Raw genomic sequence first — 15,305 nt, 5'->3', positions numbered from 1 at the left:
GTATCAGCCCACTTCGGCTCTGGAGTGCGGCCCGGGGAGCGGGCCGGTGGAGTGCGGCGGCGCGGCCGGGACGGGGTCCAGCGGCATCGCCATGTAGACCGCCCGGGGGCCGTAGCTCTCGGGGAGGTCGATCTCGGGCCGGGCGCGGTAGCCCAGCGGGGTCCACAGCACGTGCGAGCCGCGGACGGCGACCAGCGAGACGGTCCGGTAGCCGGCCGCCCTGGCGGTGTCCTCCAGGTGCCGGAGCATCCGCAGGGACAGGCCCCGGCCGCGCAGGTCCTCGGAGATCACCAGGTCGTGCGCGTGCATGTTGGCCGGCCGCTCGCCCGCTCCCCCGTCCCCGTCCTCGCTGCGGCTGAGGTCGGGGCAGCGGAACAGCGGGTACGGCAGGGCGAGCAGGTAGCCGCCCAGGCCGCCCGCGTGTTCCAGCACGAAGCAGGTGTCGGGCGAGGCGCGGTGCCGGGACCGCAGCGCCTCGTACCCCTCGGAGAGGCCGCTGGCGGCGTAGGCGCGCTCCTCCAGCGCGACCACGCCGTCCCAGTCCTCCTCCCGGAGCAGCCGGATGCGCGGTCCGGTCGGAGCGTCGACGAGCGTGCCGGTCATGCGGTGCCTCCCTGTCGGCCCGCGCCGTCGCCGCCGATGCAGCTGTACGGAAGCGGCGCGAAGCCGTTGAACCCGCGGGTGGCGTAGGCCGTGGCGTACGCGCCGCAGGAGTGGATCCAGACCGGGTCGCCGGAACCGATCGCGTGCGGGACCCGCACCAGGCCGCCCTCCTGCGCGTACGCGTCGTCGCTGTCGCAGGTCGGTCCCGCCACCACGGCGTTGACGAACCGGCCGCCGGGGTGGGTGGGGAACTCCAGCCGGTACTGGAGCTGGTCCATCTCGTACAGGCCGTTGAACTTGCCGCAGCTGAGGTAGAGCCAGTCCTGCCTGGCGTCGTCGAGCCCGTGGCGGGAGGTGAGCCGGGCGACGTGGGCGCGGATCGCGCCGTGGTCTGCCACCAGGTGGCGCCCCGGCTCCACCAGGAACTCCAGCGGCGCGGCGCTGACGGCGCGCAGCCGCTCCATGCCCTCGCGGATCGCCGTGAACATCTTCTCCAGCGGCGGTTCGAGCGGGCTCCCGTGCCGGTCGAGGACGCCGAGGGCGGGCAGGCCGCCGCCGAGGTTGATCGTGGTCGGGGTGATGCCGCGCCAGTTGAGCGCCTCCAGCACGGCGGCCAGCGAGTCCATCGCGGCGCCCCAGGCCTCGGCGGTCATCTGCTGGGATCCGACGTGCACGGACAGCCCGGACGGGACGAGCCCGGCCGCACGGGCCTCGCCCAGCACCCGCAGCGCGTCCTCGGGCGAGCAGCCGAACTTGTGGCTCAGGCCCCACAGCGCGCCTTCGCCGGTGGTCGCGATCCGGCAGAACACCCGTGATCCCGGGGCGTGTTCTGCGATCGCCGCGACGTCCTCCGGGCTGTCGGTGGCGAAGTCCCGCACGCCCAGCCGGTGGGCCTCGGCGATGTTGCGGTCGGACTTGATGGTGTTGCCGTAGTGGATCAGTTCGGGCGCGACCCCGGTGCGCAGGGCCTGGACGATCTCCTGCGGGCCGGCCGCGTCGAAGCCGGAGCCGAGCCCGGCGAGGTGGTCGAGCACCTCGTCCACCGGGCAGGCCTTCATCGCGAACCGGACGGCCACGCCTGGCAGTTCGGCGCGGAGCGCAGCGTACTGCCGGCCGATGCCGTCGAGGTCGTAGATGATCCGGTCGTCGGTGGCCGCGGCGAGCGCGGCGCGCAGCGCGGTCCGGTCGTGCTCGTCACGGCGGGGCGCTTCGATGCGCACCACGGAGACGGACGGGGCACGGTGCGTGGTCTTGATGGCGGTCTGGTGTGTCACGGTGAGCTCCCGGTCCGGCTAGCGCGGCAGCCGGTCGGCGGGGGTGGCCCTGCTCGCCCGCACCAGCGGGCCCCACGCGTCGATCAGCACTGCGAAGTCCTCGATGTCCGCCTGCGCTTCGTCGAGCAGGCCCGCCCTTCGGGGCGCCAGGTGGTCGGCGAACTCGGCGTACTTCCCGCCGAGCCGCCGGTAGCAGCGGTCGAGTTCGGCGAGCCTGCGGTGGTTCTCCGCGCGGTCCGTCGCGGCGCTGCGACGGGCGGAGTCGGCGATCAGCCCGGGGCGGACGCGGTGCTGTTCGTCCAGCAGGGCCTCGCCTGCGGCCTCCATCTCGGAGTAGACCGGGTAGAGGTAGAGCATGGAGAGGAGGAACTTGGCGTAGCGCAGCTGGTAGGCGGTGAAGCCGGGGCCGGTACGCCGTTCCGGGGTGTGGTAGTTGACGATGTGGCGGTTGTGGGTGACGCCCGGCAGGGTCGCGTCGCGCACCAGGTGGTGCAGGAAGTAGTCGCTGCCGATGGTGTCGGTGGCGGGCGGCAGCGGCACCCTCTCGTACACCTCGCGGTCCAGGCCGATGTTGCACATGTCGATGCGCCAGATGTCGGGCAGGTCGAGCACGGCGCGGTCGGCGGTGAACGGCTCGGTGCCGCCGCCGGTGAAGGAGTCGGCGACGAGGTCGCGCTTCTCCCGCTCGCTCGCGCCGGTGGGCGCCCAGAGCGCGACCACGTCGTGGTAGGCCTCGGGGTCGAGCTCGCGGATCTCACCGACGTCGACGGAGAGTTCGCCGACGAAGGAGGCGCCGACCAGGGCGACCTCCTTGTCCGCGTGCACCGGGTCGAGGTTGTTCTCGGTGACGGCGGCGGCCGCGTCGGCGGCCTTCAGCCCGAGCGTGGCCAGCTCGTGCTCGATCGGGAACACCGGTTCGCCGTCGAGCAGTTGGTAGCGGCTGTCGGAGTCGCGTCGGTGCACCGACGCGCAGCCGAGTGCGGCGGCCAGCAGGAACGCCCGGTTGGTGCAGGCACCGTAGGAGACGGCTTCGGGCAGCATCAGCTCCAGCAGCCGGTCCTGGCCGGCCGCGCCGGAGCGCTCGATCACCTCGCGCAGGAAGGTGCGCTGGGCGTCCTCGTCCAGGTGGTGGGTCAGCACGCCCTCGGCGGCGGGCAGGGCGGCGAGGGCCGCGGCGTGTCCGGCTCTGGCCGCGGGGCCGGCGGAGTCCAGCACCAGCAGGTGCACCCGGACGCCGAACCGCCGTACGGCGAAGGCGGCTTCGGCGCCGATCGCGGTGATGGCGTCCGCGCACTCGCGGTTGGTGGGCAGGGTCAGACAGACGTCGCGCATTCCCGCTCCCCCGTGACACTCCGCCGGTCCGTCGCGTGTTCCTCGAAGGGCTTGCCGCTCCAGGACCGCAGGCCGAGCAGCTTCTCCCCCAGCTCGGTGAGTTCGGCGGTCGGGTAGCGCTGCGCCTCCGGCCGGTCGGCGTCGCCGACCAGGGTGCGGTTCCAGTCCGGCGTGGCGAGCGTGCGCCAGGACTCCACCCGGGAGCGGCGCAGCTTCTCGGACTCCTCCAGTGCGGGCATCATCGACAGGTACTGCACCGCGCGCACGCCGTTCTCGGAGGTGTTGCGCTCGACGCCGTGGGCGAGCAGGCCGTTCCAGATCAGCAGGTCGCCGGCCTTCAACTCGGGCCGCACGACGGGGAACTCGTCCCGGTCGACGTCCGGGCGGATCGGGTCGCGGCCGGCCGGCTGGGCGGCCTGCCACTCGTTGAAGCGGCGGAACAGCTCCGGGTCGCACTGGAAGCCGCCGTGGTCGGGGGCGGTGTCGTCGAGCGCGACGATGCCCTGGACGCGCTGCGGCAGGATGCCCCGGGTGGTGTCGACGTCCCAGTGCAGCTCGATGTCGAAGCCGCGGTCGGTGGGCTCGATCAGCGCGCGGTCGCGGTTGCGCACGTTCGGCGGGTTGAGGTTGAGCCGGTCGAGGGTGACCCAGAGCTCCTCGCAGTCCCACACGTCCACGAAGGCGTCGTAGACGCGCCGCGCCTGGCGGCTGTCCCAGATCAGCTGGTGGTGGTAGGCCTCGACGAAGCCGTAGATGTGCAGGTGCCGGTCGAGTTCGTCGCGGTACTCGCGCTCCCGGTACCAGTCCTCGGGGCGGTCCGGCGACAGGCCCTGGAACTCCCAGGCGAAGTCGAGGAGTCGGCGCGCGGCACCGGCCGGGATCGCCTCCTTCACCACCACGTAGCCGTAGGTCTGCCAGAACGCGAGGTCCTCCTCGGAGAGCACGCGCAGCGGGTGCTTCTTGCGGATCTCGCGCAGGGCGGTGGGGGCGAGGTAACTCTCGGTGTCGGCACTGAAGTAGGGGCGCTCCGAGGCGGCCCGGTACAGGTATTCCCCGGCTGGTCCGTCGGCGTGTTCGGCTGGGCTCGGCATGGGCGGTCACTCCGTGGTTCGTGGTCGGTGCAGCGCTTCCTCATGCGCCAGGCGCGGGCACGGCGGGTGGGCGGCCGGGCTCCGGCCGCGACGGGAATACGGCGCGCGGACCGGGGGGCCGTCCGTATGCGCTCCTTCTCGCCCTGCCAACGGGCGCGGAGCAGCACCACGTCAGGGGGCCAACTCACCCGCTCGGCAAGGCCTCTCACCCCTCATCAGCCTCTGCCGAACCGCGCTCCCCTACGTTGGACTAGACCAACTAATGGTGTCAACCCTTTCCAGCGGGTTACCGATTGGGAAATCAGCGCAGTTCAAGGCGCCTCTCGGGGTTCGCTTTATGTTTCGGAGACTGACATAAGCGGGGGTATGTTTCCGCAATTGACATAATCGCCGGATACTGAACGGTCACTGTGCGAGAGCCCGTTATGGCGGCGAATGCCGCCACCGGCCGGCCCGGCGTCCGCACGCCGGCCGACGGGCGGCCCCGGGTCGGCGGGGAACGCCGCCGGGCTCAGTCCTGGATCCGCCGCCAGGGCCGCTCGGCCTCCAGCGCGAACGCCAGCTCCAGCAGCAGCCGCTCCTGCCCGTGCGCCGCCGACAGGTGCACCCCGACCGGCAGTCCGCCGGGCGCCGAGCCCGCCGGCAGCGCGAGGCCGGGGCCGCCGGTCACGTTGTTGACCGGGGTGAAGGCGACGTAGCGCATCAGCCGGTCCATCAGCTCGTCGAAGTCCACGTTGGGGCTCAGGTGCCCGATCGGCGGGGCGGTGTGGGCGAGCACCGGGGAGAGGATCACGTCGTGGCCGCGGAAGATCCGCGCGTACACGCCCTCCGCCCGGCGCAGCCGCCGCAGCACGCCGGGGGTCTGTGGGAACTCCGTCCGGAACCGGCGGCGCAGCCCGGTGGTCAGGCCGTCCAGCTTCCCGGCCCGGAAGCTCGGGTCGAGCAGCAGCCGGCCGGTGGCCGCGATGGCCCAGGCGATGTAGCCCCAGTAGGTGACGAAGTCGCGGGAGAACTCCTCGCCGAAGGGCAGCGCGGTGGGCTCGACCCGGTGGCCCATCGCCTCCAGCCGGGCGGCGGTCTCCTCGACGGCCCGCCGGGTCGGCCCGTCGGTCCTGGCGATCGGCGAGTCCACCACCAGGCCGATCCGCAGCCGCTGTGCACCCGGGCCCTCGACCAGGCCGAGCGGGGGCAGTGCGGGGTTGCGGTGGTGCCGCTCGGCGGCGGCGAAGAAGGCGGCGGTGTCGCGCACCGATCGGGTCAGCACGCCGTCGGTGACCAGGTCGACCGGCAGTTTGCCGCTCTGGGCGTTGGTGACCAGCCGGCCCCGGGTGGGCTTGAGCCCGACCAGGCCGCAGCAGGCCGCCGGGATGCGGATCGAGCCGCCGCCGTCGTTGGCGTGCGCGATCGGCACCACGCCGGAGGCCACCAGCGCCGCCGCGCCACCCGAGGAGGCGCCGGCCGAGTGCGAGGGCTTCCACGGGTTGCGCACCGGCTGGGCGGCGGCGAACTCGGTGGAGGCGTTGAGGCCGAACTCGGGCAGTCTGGTCTTGCCGAGCACGGCGAGGCCGGTGGCGAGGAACTGGTCGGTGAAGGGCGCGTTGCGGCGGGCCGGGCGGGCGCGGTAGGCCTCGCTGCCCATCGCGGTCGGCAGGCCGCGCAGGTCCACGTTGTCCTTGAGGTACGTCGGCACGCCCCACAGCGGACCGCCGATGCCCTCCCGGCTGATCTGCGGCTTGTCGTACGAGGCGTGGGCGACGGGCAGCAGCGTGCCGTCCACCCGCGCGGCCCGGTCGACGGCGGCGCCGACCAGTTCCCGGGGGTTGACCGCGCCGGCCCGCACCAGCGCGGCCAGCGCCACCGCGTCGTAGGCGCCCAGGGCGTCGTCGCCGAACGCGTGGACCCGCTCGTCGGTCATCCGGACTCCCCGTTCCCCTGCCGGCCACTCCCCTGCCGGACGTTCCGCGGCCCGGCGATCGCACCGGCCGGATCGTTCCTGCCCGGTTCTACTGACCGGTAATCTCGCAAGGATTCCGAATCCAGGCGCGTCCGGCGGTCCGGGAGGGATCGACCGGTGAACGAACCGTCAAATATCCGAGGGCGCCCGACCGTTCGGCCCGCGCCCCCGCGTTCACCCCACCCGCCGGTCGGTGATCGTTTCGCGGTACGCCGCCGGGAAAGATCACGTTCGCGAACCGTCCCGGTCCTCCCACCCGAACCAAGGTGACGCCCGTGCCCGCCCCGTTCTTCCCGACCACCCGGTTCACCGCGGCCACCGCCCCCGGCGGCCTGCCGCTGCTCGGCCACGCCCTCGCCCTCCTGCGCCGCCCGCACGACTTCGTCGCCGGCCTGCCCGCCCACGGCGACCTCGTCCGGCTGCGGCTCGGCCCGCTCCACGCGTACGTGGTCTGCCACCCCGAGCTGGTCCGCCGGCTGCTCACCGAGGACCGCGTCTTCGACAAGGGCGGGCCCCTCCTCGACAAGGCCCGCGAGGTCTTCGGCAACGGCCTCGCCACCTGCCCCGCCGCCGACCACCGGCGCCAGCGCCGCCTGCTGCAGCCCGCGTTCCACCGCGACCGGCTGCCCGGCTACGCCGCCGGGATGGCCGAGGAGATCGCCGGCACCACCGCCCCCTGGCGGGACGGCGACGTGATCGACGTGCCCGCCACGATGCACCGGCTCTCCACCGCCGTCGCCGCCCGCTGCCTGTTCGCCGCGCACGAGCGGGCCGGCCGGCTGCCCGTGCACGCGAGCACGGACGCCGTCACCCGCGCCGTCGGCCGCCGGGTGCTGCTGCCGCTGCCCGGCGCCGACCGCCTCCCCACCCCCGGCAACCGCCGCTTCCGGCGCGCCCGGCGGGACCTCCGGGAGATCACCCGGCGGCTGGTCGCCGACCACCGCGCCACCGGCACCGACCACCACGACCTGCTCTCCGTGCTGCTCGCCGCGACGGACGAGGACGGGCGGGGCCTGTCCGCGGCCGAGATCCACGAACAGGTGGTCACCTTCCTGCTGGCCGGCACCGAGGCCACCGCCGCCACCCTCTCCTGGGCCTGGACCCTGCTCGCCGCCAACCCGGCCGTCCGCGAGCGCCTGCACGCCGAACTCGACACCGTCCTGGACGGACGCCCCGCCCGCCACGAGGACCTGCCCGCCCTGCCGCTCACCGCCCGGATCGTCAGCGAGACCCTGCGGCTCTACCCGCCGCCGTGGATCCTCAGCCGCACCGCCACCGCCGACACCGAACTCGGCGGCCACCACCTGCCGGCCGGCTCGACCCTGCTGTTCAGCCCGTACCTGCTGCACCGCAGGGCCGACCTGTTCCCCCGCCCCGACCGCTTCGACCCCGACCGCTGGCTCACCACCGCCAGCCCCGCCCCCGGCACCTACACGCCGTTCGGCCTCGGCGCCCGCCGCTGCATCGGCGACGCCTTCGGCACCACCGAGGCCGTCCTCGCCATCGCCACCATCGCCGCCCGCTGGACCGTCACCCCCGCCCCCGGCCGGCCCGTCCGCCCCGCCCGCAGCGCCTCCCTCGCGCCCCGGCCGTTCACCGCGACGCTGACCCGCCGGGCCCGCTGACCGGACTCCGGCCGGCTTCGGTACTGTCCCGGCGTGGCCGGCCGTACGGACGCCGGCCGGGACCAGGCCGCTCGACCGGGACACCACCAGACATGAACGCTCGAACCCCACGGGGGCTCCTGACCGGGCTGCTCCGCGCCGTCCGGACGTATCCGCGCCGCTCGCCACTGACCCTGGGCTACGTCGTCCTGCTCCTGACCGGGCACGTCTGGGTCGGGAACCTGCTCGCCGCAGACCGGGCGGACGCCCTCAGGGAGCACCTCAGCACCAACCTCGACAACCTCGCCGACCATCCGGTCACCGCCCTGGTCGGCAGCGCGCTGCTCTACGACGGCACCCTCACCGAGATCCTCACCCCCGGCTTCGGCGGCACCCTGATCACCCTGGGCCTCGGCGTCTGCTGCTGCCTCGCCTGGACCGAGCGCCGCTTCGGCAGCCTGCGCGCCGCCGCCGTCTTCCTCGGCGGGCACGTCCTCGCCACCCTGCTCACCGCCCTGGTGATCCTGCTCGCCCTGCGGTACGGCTGGTACCCGGAGAGCGTGCGCGCGGCCTCGGACTACGGCATCAGCTACGGCGCCCAGACCGTCCTCGCCCTCGCCACCCTCGCCGTACCCCGCCGGGCCCGGCTGCCCTGGGCCGCGCTCGTGGTCGGCTGGCCGCTCTCCGGCGACGGCGAATGGCCGGGCCCCCTCCCGGACTTCACCACCGTCGGGCACCTGGCGGCCGCCGCCCTCGGCTTCGCCCTGGCCGCCGCCGTGGCGGTCTCCACCGCCCGTCGCCGCCGGGCCGAGGCGTCCGCCCCGGTCCCGGCGGACCGGTGACCCTGCCCCTGCCCCTGCCCCTGCCGGCGTGAGCCCCGGTGCCCGTCTGCCGGACGACCGAGCGCGCCTCAGCGGGGCGGGCGGCGGTCGGCGGCGATGACGGTGAGCAGCCGCTCGATCTCCGCCAGCCGGTGCCGCAGGTCCTCGACGTCCCCGCGGGTGGCGCTCTGCTCGTGCGCCTTGAGCTTCACCAGCAGCTGCCCGTCCGGCTCCAGCCGGGCCCGGGCCACCCCGCGGACGCTGTCGCCGTTCTGGATCCGGATCGCGTGCTCCAGCTCGGACGGGCGCAGCGCCAGGCCGCGCAGCGCGCCCGGCACCAGCCTGCCGTCCTCCACCACGGTGGTGGCGGTGCCCTCCAGGAGGCGGGCGGCCCTCGGGTCGCGGGCGAGCCAGCGGGTCACGGCGGCGTTCACCGCGATCAGGGTGACCGCTCCGATCACGCCGCCGAGCAGGCTGTCGTCGTTGCCGATGACGGCGTTCTGCACCACGTTGGAGAGCAGGAAGACGACCACCATGTCGAAGGTGTTCAGCCCCGCCAGTCCGCGCTTCCCGGCGATCCGGAACAGGACCACGATCAGCGCGTAGACGGCGACCGTCCGGAGGACCTTCTCCACGATCGGAATCTGGACGGCCATCAGGTCGTGCCACACTGCCCCGCTCCTCCCGCCTCGACTGCTGGGAACGGGGCAGACGCTACGCCACGGTCACCGCTTCGGCCTGCCGCGCCGGGCCGACGCGCCCCGCCCGCCGGCCTTGGCTCCCCCTGCCTTCGCCCCGCCCGGCTTCTGCCCGCCGGCCTTCTGCGCACCGCTCCGCTGCCCGCCGGCCTTCTGCTGCGGCTTGCCCCGCCCGGCCGCCGCCTTCTTCGGCTGCGCCTCGGGCGTCGCCTGCCCGGCCCCGCGCCCGCGCGAGCTGTTGACCGTACGGCCCCGCACGATGCCGATGAACTCCTCCACCAGGTCCGTCGTCCGCTCCTGCGGCCAGGACAGCGCCACCTGGGACTGCGGCGCCTCCGCCACCGGCCGGTAGGTGAGGTCCTTGCGGTGGTGCAGCCGGGCCAGGGACTGCGGTACCAGGAGCACGCCGACGTTCGCCGCGACCAGCTCGATCGCGTCCGCCGTGCTGTCCGGGCGCGCGAGGGCGGGGCGCCCCGGCAGGGTGTCGGCGGTGAGGCCGAGGGTGTCGTCGAGCGGGTGGAAGACCACCTCCTCGGCGAGGTCGGCCGGCGCGACCTCCTCGGCGGCGGCGAGCCAGTGGTCCTTGGGGAAGACCACGACGGTGGTCTCGGTGTAGAGCGGGATCGCGCTCAGCACGTCCTTGTCGACCGGCAGCCGGACCAGTCCGGCGTCCGCGCCGCCCTCGCGCAGGGTCCGTTCGCCGTCGCCGGACTCGACCGCGAGGAGCTCCAGCGGAACGTCCGGGAGTCGCTCGCTCCAGACCCGGACCCATTTGCCGGGGATCACGCCCGGGACGTACACGAGCCGGAAGGACGGGTTCACCTGCATGTCTGTCACAGGTCAAGGCTACCGACCGTGACCGGGAGCGCCCGCGCACTCCCTTACCCTTGTCTCCATGACATCGCTCAAGCAGAAGACCAGCCAGACCATGAAGCCGGCCACGGCGGCCAAGAAGCTGGAGATCTACCTCGCAGCCGCGCCGGCCGACTTCCAGGAGGGCGTGGTCTCCCGCGAGGAGCTGTACGCGCTACAGGCCGAGCCGCCGCAGTGGCTCCAGGACCTGCGCAAGAACGGCCCGCACCCGCGCCCGGTGATCGCCGCCAGGCTCGGCATCTCGATCTCCGGCCTGGCCCGCGGCGGCGTGACCGAGGCGCTCACCACCGAGCAGATCGAGGCGGTCAAGGCCGAGAACCCGCTCTGGCTCCAGCACGAGCGCGCCAACCAGGTGGACCTCCGCAAGGAGACCGCCCGGATCAAGGAGAAGCACGAGAAGGAGGCCGCCGCCAAGGCCGCCGAGGAGGCGAAGGCCGCCAAGGCCCGCTGACCCGGCCCGCTGACCGGCCCCACCGCCCGGCACGGCGGCGCTCCGGCACCGGTTGTCGGACCCCTGCGCAACGATGGTGCCGACGTCCGTCCCCACGGGCGTCGGCACAGTCGTGTGCGGATGCGCGCAGCGGCTCGTGCGCGGGTCCGACAGCGAGGAGGCCGAAGGATGGCAGGAGCACTGGACGGCAGGATCGCCCTGGTCGCGGGCGCGACGCGGGGCGCCGGGCGGGGCATCGCCGTGGAGCTCGGCGCGGCCGGCGCGACGGTGTACGTGACCGGGCGCAGCACCCGGCAGCGGCGCTCGGAGTACGACCGCCCGGAGACGATCGAGGACACCGCCGACCTGGTCACCGCCGCCGGCGGCCTGGGCATCGCGGTGCCCACCGACCACCTGGTGCCGTCCGAGGTGGCCGCCCTGGTGGAGCGGATCGACGCCGAGCAGGGCCGGCTGGACGTCCTGGTCAACGACATCTGGGGCGGCGAGAAGCTGTTCGGCTGGGACGTCCCCGTCTGGGAGCACGACCTGGACGACGGCCTGCGGCTGCTGCGCCTGGCGGTGGAGACGCACGCCGTCACCAGCCACCACGCCCTGCCGCTGCTGCTGAAGCACCCCGGCGGCCTGGTGGTGGAGATGACGGACGGCACCGCGGAGTACAACCGCGACACCTACCGCAACTCCTTCTTCTACGACCTCGCCAAGGCCTCGGTGCTGCGGATGGCCTTCTCGCTCGGCCACGAGCTGGGCTCGCGCGGCGCCACCGCCCTCGCCCTCACCCCCGGCTGGATGCGCTCCGAGATCATGCTGGAGCACTTCGGCGTCACCGAGCAGAACTGGCGCGAAGCCCTGGTCCAGGAGCCGCACTTCGGCATCTCCGAGTCCCCGTACTACGTCGGCCGGGCGGTGGTCGCGCTGGCCGCCGACGCCGGGGTCGCCCGGTGGAACGGCCGCTCGGCCTCCAGCGGGCAGCTGGCCCTGGAGTACGGCTTCACCGACCGGGACGGCAGCCGTCCGGACTGCTGGCGCTACCTGGTCGAGGTGCAGGAGCCGGGCAAGCCGGCCGCGCCGGAGGCCTACCGCTGACCTCGGGGCCGGCCGGTGACGGCGGGGGTGGCGGTGGAGGTGGCGGCAGGGAGCGGAACTCCCCCGCCGCCACCTCGTGTTGACCGGGCCGCCGGTCGCTCCGAATAATCGGCGGGACCGGGGCGCCCCGGGGCCGTGCCGTCGTGACCGCACCGCGCCGGAGCACCGCGTCACAGCACCGCGTCACAGCACCGCGCCGCGGTACCGCACCGAAGTTCGCCGAAGTACACCGCAGTTCACCGCATCGGGGGAAGCGACCAGTGATCGAGCAGCCACAGCACGCCGGACTCGCCGCGCTCGCGGACGAGTTCTTCGCCGCCGAGAACACCCACAACCCGTTCGAGGCGACCCTCAGCGGAGTCGAGGGCTACGCCCACCTGGTGCCCGACCCGTCCCGCGCGGCCGGGCACCGGCACCGCGACGCGCTGCGCGGCTTCGCCGCCCGGCTGGCCGCGATCCCGGTCGACGGGCTGGCCGGCGAGGACCGGACCACCCACCGGGTGCTCGCCCGGCTGCTCGACAACGGCATCGGCCGGCTCACCCACGGGCTGGCCGAGTTCAGCGTCTCGGCGACCATCGTCGCCGCGCAGAACGAGGCCTTCTCCGGGCTCGCCATGACCCCGGTCGACCAGGAGGGCGCGGACTCCTACCTGGCACGTCTGGCCTCCTTGCCCGGGTACTTCGACGCCGCCCTGGGCACGGCCCTGGAAGCCGCCGCCGAAGGCCGCCACCCGCTGCGCAGCGGGGTGGACGCCGCCGTCGCCCAGCTGGACTCCCACCTGGCCACCGCCCCGGCCGAGGACAAGCTGCTCCGCCCGCTGGCCGGCCGCCCGGAGTTCGAGCGCGCCCTGACCATCGTGCGCGACGCCGTCCGCCCCGCGGTGGCCCGCTACCGGGACGGGCTGGCCCACCGGCTGGCGCCGGGCGCCCGGCCGGACGACAAGGCCGGGGTCTGCCACGTGCCGGGCGGCACCGAGGGCTACGCGGACGCCGTCGCCCGCTTCACCCGGCCGGGGCTCGCCCCGGAGGAGGTCCACCGGGTCGGGCTGGAGGCCGTCGCGGCGCTGCGCGAGGAGTTCGCCGAGCTGGGCGGCAAGGTCCTGGGCATCACCGACCCCGCGGCCGTGCTGACCGCGCTGCGCGAGGACCCCGCACTGCGCTTCGGCAGCGCGGCCGAGATCGTCGCGACGGTGGACGGCGCGCTGGACCGGGCCCGCCGCGCCTCGGCGGACTGGTTCCGCCCGTACCCGATCGCCGACTGCGTGACCAGGGAGATCGACCCGATCGAGGCGGAGACCGCGCCGCTGGCCTACTACCAGCCGCCGGGCCCTGGCGGGCTGCCCGGCACCCACTGGGTCAACACGCTGCGCCCGGAGACCCGGTTCAGCTACGAGTACGAGGCGCTCGCCTTCCACGAGAGCGTGCCAGGCCACCACCTCCAGCTCGCCGTCGCGCAGACCCTGCACCACCTGCCCCGGTTCCGGCGGAACCCGAGCGGCCAGCTGACCGCCCACGTCGAGGGCTGGGGCCTGTACACCGAGCGGCTCGCGGACGAGATGGGGCTGTACGGCTCGGAGCTGTCCCGGTTCGGCATGCTCTCGTTGGACGCGATGCGGGCGGTCCGGCTGGTGGTGGACACCGGGATGCACCACTACGGCTGGTCCCGGGGGCGGGCGACGGCCTTCATGCGGTCCAACACCGCCACCCCCGACGCCAACGTCCGCAACGAGATCGACCGCTACATCGCCTGGCCCGGCCAGGCCACCGCCTACCTGATCGGCCGCCGGGAGATCGTCCGGCACCGCGAGCGGGCCGAGGCGGCGCTCGGCGCCCGGTTCGACGTGCGGGAGTTCCACCACCAGCTGATCGGGCACGGCAGCCTGCCGCTGGGCGTGCTGGACGAGCTGGTGACGGACTGGATCGCGGAGCGGTAGCGCCCGTCCCCGGATCCTGCCCGGCGCCGGCTCCGGACACCACCGCGAGCCGGTCCACCGTCACTTCGCTCCCCCTCGGACGATCCACCGACCGCGCGCCGTTCGCCCACGGCCCGACCCCGCAGCGCCGGTGGCGCTTCGCGATGGTCACCTCGCTCGTCGGCCGGCTGCTGGTGCCGGCGGTCCTGGTCGTCCACCTCCTGGTCATGCTGTCGGGCGTCCACACCCTCCGGTAGCCCGTCCCGACTCCGGCCTGCCGCCCGGCGCTGGCGAAGGCCACGGCGGAGGTCGAGGCCCGCATCAGAGCTCCGTTGCCGGCCGCGTGCAGGGTGGTCTCGAAGTGGGCGGCGGCGGCGCGGTCCCAGGGCAGGCCGCTGCCGAGGACGGCTTCGGTCTGGATGCCGATGTCGCTGGGCCTGGCGTCGGCCCAGCGGCGGAACCGGTCGAACAGGTCCGGGAGGTCCAGGCCGCCTCGCTCGATCAGGGACTCGGCGACCAGGACGGCCATCTGGGTGTCGTCGGTGGCTTCACCCCGGGCCCAGCCGCCCCCGGCGACCAGGTCACCGGGGGCGTCCGGGAAGCGGGCGGAGAAGGCGCCGACCGGGCCGAACTCGTACGGGGCGCCGAGGGCGTCGCCCACGGCGGCGCCGAGGACGGCGCCGGCGGCGCGCTCGACCGGGCCGGTCATGCCTGGTGCGGGACGACCGGCAGGTTGCGCTTGTGCTCGGTGCGGCGGTAGTGGCCGAGGACGGTCCGGTGGACCTCCTCGCTGACCGGCAGGCCCTCCAGGAAGTCGTCCAGGGCGTCGTAGCTGACGCCGAGGGCGTCCTCGTCGGGACGGCCGGGGTCGAGGTCCTCCAGGTCGGCGGTCGGGACCTTCTTGACCAGCTCGGCCGGAGCGCCGAGCGCCTCGGCGATCGCCCGCACCTGGCGCTTGGTCAGACCGGACAGCGGCATCACGTCGGCCGCGCCGTCGCCGAACTTGGTGAAGAAGCCGACCGCGGCCTCGGCGGCGTGGTCGGTGCCGACGACCAGTCCGCCCTTGGCGCCGGCCGCCGCGTACTGGACCACCATCCGCTGGCGGGCCTTGACGTTGCCGCCGACGAAGTCCTCGTGGGCGCGGTCGGTGTAGGTCAGGCCGGCGGCCTTCAGGGCGGCGACCGCGCCGTCGGTGGCGGGCTTGACGTCGACGGTCAGCACCTCGTCCGCGCGGATGAAGCCGAGCGCGAGCTGGGCGTCCGCCTCGTCCGCCTGGACGCCGTAGGGCAGCCGCATCGCGGTGAAGGTCACCTGGCGCCCCTCGGCCCGCAGCCGCTCGACGGCGAGCTGGCAGAGCCGCCCCGCGGTGGTGGAGTCGACGCCGCCGCTGATGCCCAGCACCAGGCTGCGCGCGCCGGTGGCCCGCACCTGGCCGGCCAGGAACTCCACCCTGCGCTCGGCCTCCTTCGCGGGGTCCGGCACGGGTGCCACTCCGAGGGCACGGGCGATCTCCCGCTGGACGTCGGCAGGCAGGGGCTCGGTCATTCCGACTCCTCGGGACGGTGGGTACGTGGCGCGGTCACGAGGATACGACCACCGCCGACGCCG

13 protein-coding genes and 1 pseudogene are annotated in these 15,305 nt (G+C 74.3%); 5 read left to right on the top strand and 9 right to left on the bottom strand.

Features of this window, described 5'->3' with window-relative positions; genetic code table 11:
- Window positions 1-3 precede the first annotated feature (3 nt).
- The 5 genes from ACZ7C5_RS27740 to ACZ7C5_RS27720 form a co-directional block, all read right to left on the bottom strand.
- On the bottom strand, window positions 4-603 hold the full coding sequence (locus ACZ7C5_RS27740; protein WP_401085469.1) for a GNAT family N-acetyltransferase: 600 nt from the start codon (window positions 601-603) through the stop codon (window positions 4-6).
- Window positions 600-1,778: a type III PLP-dependent enzyme gene (locus tag ACZ7C5_RS27735; RefSeq protein WP_401085882.1), complete on the bottom strand. Its 1,179-nt coding sequence runs from the start codon at window positions 1,776-1,778 to the stop codon at window positions 600-602. Before ACZ7C5_RS27735 ends, ACZ7C5_RS27740 begins: the two co-directional genes overlap by 4 nt.
- 117 nt (window positions 1,779-1,895) lie before the next feature.
- Window positions 1,896-3,209, bottom strand: coding sequence for a DUF6271 family protein (locus tag ACZ7C5_RS27730; protein WP_401085472.1), 1,314 nt, complete (start codon window positions 3,207-3,209; stop codon window positions 1,896-1,898).
- Window positions 3,191-4,300, bottom strand: a complete 1,110-nt coding sequence (locus ACZ7C5_RS27725; protein ID WP_401085475.1) for a phytanoyl-CoA dioxygenase family protein — start codon at window positions 4,298-4,300, stop codon at window positions 3,191-3,193. Before ACZ7C5_RS27725 ends, ACZ7C5_RS27730 begins: the two co-directional genes overlap by 19 nt.
- A gap of 511 nt (window positions 4,301-4,811) precedes the next feature.
- A complete protein-coding gene (locus ACZ7C5_RS27720; RefSeq protein ID WP_401085478.1) occupies window positions 4,812-6,215 on the bottom strand; it encodes an amidase in 1,404 nt (467 codons plus the stop codon).
- A gap of 314 nt (window positions 6,216-6,529) precedes the next feature.
- Here ACZ7C5_RS27720 and ACZ7C5_RS27715 point away from each other — a divergent pair, with 314 nt between their 5' ends.
- Both ACZ7C5_RS27715 and ACZ7C5_RS27710 read left to right on the top strand, forming a co-directional pair.
- Window positions 6,530-7,879 (top strand): cytochrome P450, encoded by a 1,350-nt coding sequence (locus ACZ7C5_RS27715; RefSeq protein ID WP_470323659.1) that lies wholly within the window; start codon window positions 6,530-6,532, stop codon window positions 7,877-7,879.
- 92 nt (window positions 7,880-7,971) lie between these two features.
- A complete protein-coding gene (locus ACZ7C5_RS27710; protein ID WP_401085485.1) occupies window positions 7,972-8,700 on the top strand; it encodes a rhomboid-like protein in 729 nt (242 codons plus the stop codon).
- A gap of 68 nt (window positions 8,701-8,768) precedes the next feature.
- On the opposite strand, the gene ACZ7C5_RS27705 is transcribed toward ACZ7C5_RS27710, so the two are convergent.
- Both ACZ7C5_RS27705 and ACZ7C5_RS27700 read right to left on the bottom strand, forming a co-directional pair.
- The gene (locus tag ACZ7C5_RS27705; protein ID WP_401085488.1) at window positions 8,769-9,350 is read right to left on the bottom strand and encodes a DUF421 domain-containing protein; all 582 of its coding nucleotides are present in this window, start codon (window positions 9,348-9,350) and stop codon (window positions 8,769-8,771) included.
- A gap of 54 nt (window positions 9,351-9,404) precedes the next feature.
- Window positions 9,405-10,214, bottom strand: coding sequence for a LysR family substrate-binding domain-containing protein (locus tag ACZ7C5_RS27700; protein ID WP_401085491.1), 810 nt, complete (start codon window positions 10,212-10,214; stop codon window positions 9,405-9,407).
- Window positions 10,215-10,272: 58 nt separating this feature from the next.
- Between ACZ7C5_RS27700 and ACZ7C5_RS27695 the strand changes: the two genes are divergently transcribed.
- The 3 genes from ACZ7C5_RS27695 to ACZ7C5_RS27685 all read left to right on the top strand — a co-directional run bounded on the left by ACZ7C5_RS27695 (window position 10,273) and on the right by ACZ7C5_RS27685 (window position 13,718).
- On the top strand, window positions 10,273-10,701 hold the full coding sequence (locus ACZ7C5_RS27695; RefSeq protein ID WP_401085493.1) for a DUF5997 family protein: 429 nt from the start codon (window positions 10,273-10,275) through the stop codon (window positions 10,699-10,701).
- Window positions 10,702-10,869: 168 nt separating this feature from the next.
- Window positions 10,870-11,784, top strand: a complete 915-nt coding sequence (locus tag ACZ7C5_RS27690; RefSeq protein ID WP_188301371.1) for an SDR family oxidoreductase — start codon at window positions 10,870-10,872, stop codon at window positions 11,782-11,784.
- A 260-nt stretch (window positions 11,785-12,044) separates the two neighbouring features.
- On the top strand, window positions 12,045-13,718 hold the full coding sequence (locus tag ACZ7C5_RS27685; protein ID WP_470323658.1) for a DUF885 domain-containing protein: 1,674 nt from the start codon (window positions 12,045-12,047) through the stop codon (window positions 13,716-13,718).
- Window positions 13,719-13,947: 229 nt separating this feature from the next.
- On the opposite strand, the pseudogene ACZ7C5_RS27680 reads toward ACZ7C5_RS27685, so the two are convergent.
- Both ACZ7C5_RS27680 and nadE read right to left on the bottom strand, forming a co-directional pair.
- A pseudogene (locus ACZ7C5_RS27680) lies at window positions 13,948-14,406 on the bottom strand (ADP-ribosylglycohydrolase family protein); the annotation flags it as partial.
- Entirely contained in the window at window positions 14,403-15,242 is an 840-nt protein-coding gene (gene nadE, locus ACZ7C5_RS27675; protein WP_401085499.1) for an ammonia-dependent NAD(+) synthetase, read from the bottom strand. The gene nadE and the pseudogene ACZ7C5_RS27680, both read right to left, overlap by 4 nt.
- Window positions 15,243-15,305 lie beyond the last annotated feature (63 nt).

Source organism: Kitasatospora sp. NPDC036993, assembly GCF_055607525.1.
This window is presented reverse-complemented; position numbering and strand designations above follow the sequence as displayed.